This window comes from Staphylococcus sp. HMSC057A08, assembly GCF_001812925.1.
Taxonomy (GTDB): domain Bacteria; phylum Bacillota; class Bacilli; order Staphylococcales; family Staphylococcaceae; genus Staphylococcus; species Staphylococcus hominis.
This window is the reverse complement of record NZ_KV810838.1, coordinates 1-1,670: the sequence shown is the minus strand read 5'-3', so window position 1 is coordinate 1,670 and position 1,670 is coordinate 1. Positions and strand designations below refer to the sequence as shown.

The following is a 1,670-nucleotide window of genomic DNA, read 5'->3' as shown; positions in this document are numbered from 1 at the left end:
TTCTGTTGGGTTATTGAACACTAAAATATGTATAATAGATATATATCTAGATATAAAAAGAGAGTGTCCAGAAAATAACCATTTTCTGGACACTCTCTTAAAGTAAAAAAACATATTGACATATCGCTTTTCAACGATTTATTATAGATATATGGAAAAATTAGAAGTTTTTAAAGCATTAGCTAGCCCCACTAGAATTCAAATACTAGATTGGTTGAAAGACCCTGAAAGTAATTTCGGTGATCAGGAAGGTATTGATTTAGTAAAAATAGGCGTTTGTGTCAGTCAAATTACAGAGAAATTAGATATGACACAGTCTACTACATCACAACACTTATCTATATTAAACAAAGCAGGACTTATAGAATATAAACGTCTAGGAAAATGGACATATTATAAAAGGAATGAACAAGTCATTAAAAATATAGGTAAAGTAATTGAAAAAGAACTATAATTAAGTTCTTTTTTTACACTTACACATCGTCATTTAACGATATAACGATGTGAGTGCTTTATAACTTTTTCCATAATACTAATGAATAGGAGTTTTAATAATGAAAACATGGCAATTAGAAAATTTTGGTTTAGATAACCTTAAACAAGTTGAACTAGAGAAACCCGAAATTACAGAAGATCAAATTTTAATTAAAGTTAACTCTGTATCACTTAATTATCGAGATACTGCAATTGTAGAAGGTGTATATACACCAGATTTACTCAAATTCCCTTTTATTCCTGTCTCAGACGCTTCAGGGGAAGTTGTAGAGATAGGCTCTAATGTTACTAAGTTTAAAAAAGGAGATCGTGTCACATCTCATATGTTCACAACTTGGTTAGAAGGTAAACCAAAAGGTGATGAATAATTAAATGCATTAGGCGCTACTGTTAACGGTGGGCTTTCTGAGTATATGGTATTAAATGAAAATGCTACTGTTTTTTCTCCTGAAACTTATACAGATAATCAATCATCTACACTACCTGTTGCAGCATTTGTGAATTGGTTCTCATTAGTTGAGTATGGAAATATTAAAGCAGGTGATAAAGTTCTTGTTCAAGGCACAGGTGGTGTTTCTATATTTGCAATTCAAATAGCATCAGCATTAGGAGCAGAAGTTATTGTAACAAGTAGCAGTGACGAAAAATTAGAAAAAGCTAAAGAACTTGGTGCCTCTAAAGTAATCAACTACAAAACGCACCCTGATTGGGAAAAAGAAGTCCAAAAATTAACAAATGGTAAAGGTGTAGAACATATTGTAGAAGTGGTCGGCGGGTCAAGTATTGCAAAATCTATAGAAGCTTTAGCTTTCCAAGTGCATATATATGTTGTTGGTTTTCTAGAAAATATGGAAGCAGAAGTTAATTTATTCTCATTGCTTGCTAAACAAGCAAGAATCCAAGGTATCAATGTAGGACACCATAGAGCATTTGAAGATTTCACTAAAGCTTTAGATCAAATAAATATAGATCCTGTAATTGATACGGTTTATTCATTTGATCAAGCAAAAGAAGCATATGAACATCAAATGAAAGGCGCGTTTGGTAAAATTGTTATAGATTTTAATAAATAGCCCCTATTTTCTATATTAATAATTATTTTATGAAGAGGCTGGGACATAAAGTTCTTGGATAAGTAAATAAAGACAATTTCTATTGAAATAATATAGAAATTG

Annotated in this window: 3 protein-coding genes; all 3 read left to right on the top strand. The window is 31.0% G+C overall.

What is annotated here, in order from left to right:
* Positions 1-151: 151 nt before the first annotated feature.
* Positions 152-454 (top strand): ArsR/SmtB family transcription factor, encoded by a 303-nt coding sequence (locus HMPREF2881_RS00930; RefSeq protein WP_002487367.1) that lies wholly within the window; start codon positions 152-154, stop codon positions 452-454.
* Positions 455-554: 100 nt separating this feature from the next.
* Positions 555-863 carry an alcohol dehydrogenase catalytic domain-containing protein gene (locus HMPREF2881_RS11965; protein ID WP_002487380.1) on the top strand — a complete coding sequence of 103 codons (309 nt, stop codon included), beginning with the start codon at positions 555-557 and terminating at the stop codon, positions 861-863.
* Positions 864-908: 45 nt separating this feature from the next.
* Positions 909-1,568: a zinc-dependent alcohol dehydrogenase family protein gene (locus tag HMPREF2881_RS00925; RefSeq protein ID WP_002487369.1), complete on the top strand. Its 660-nt coding sequence runs from the start codon at positions 909-911 to the stop codon at positions 1,566-1,568.
* The last annotated feature ends 102 nt before the right edge of the window (positions 1,569-1,670 follow it).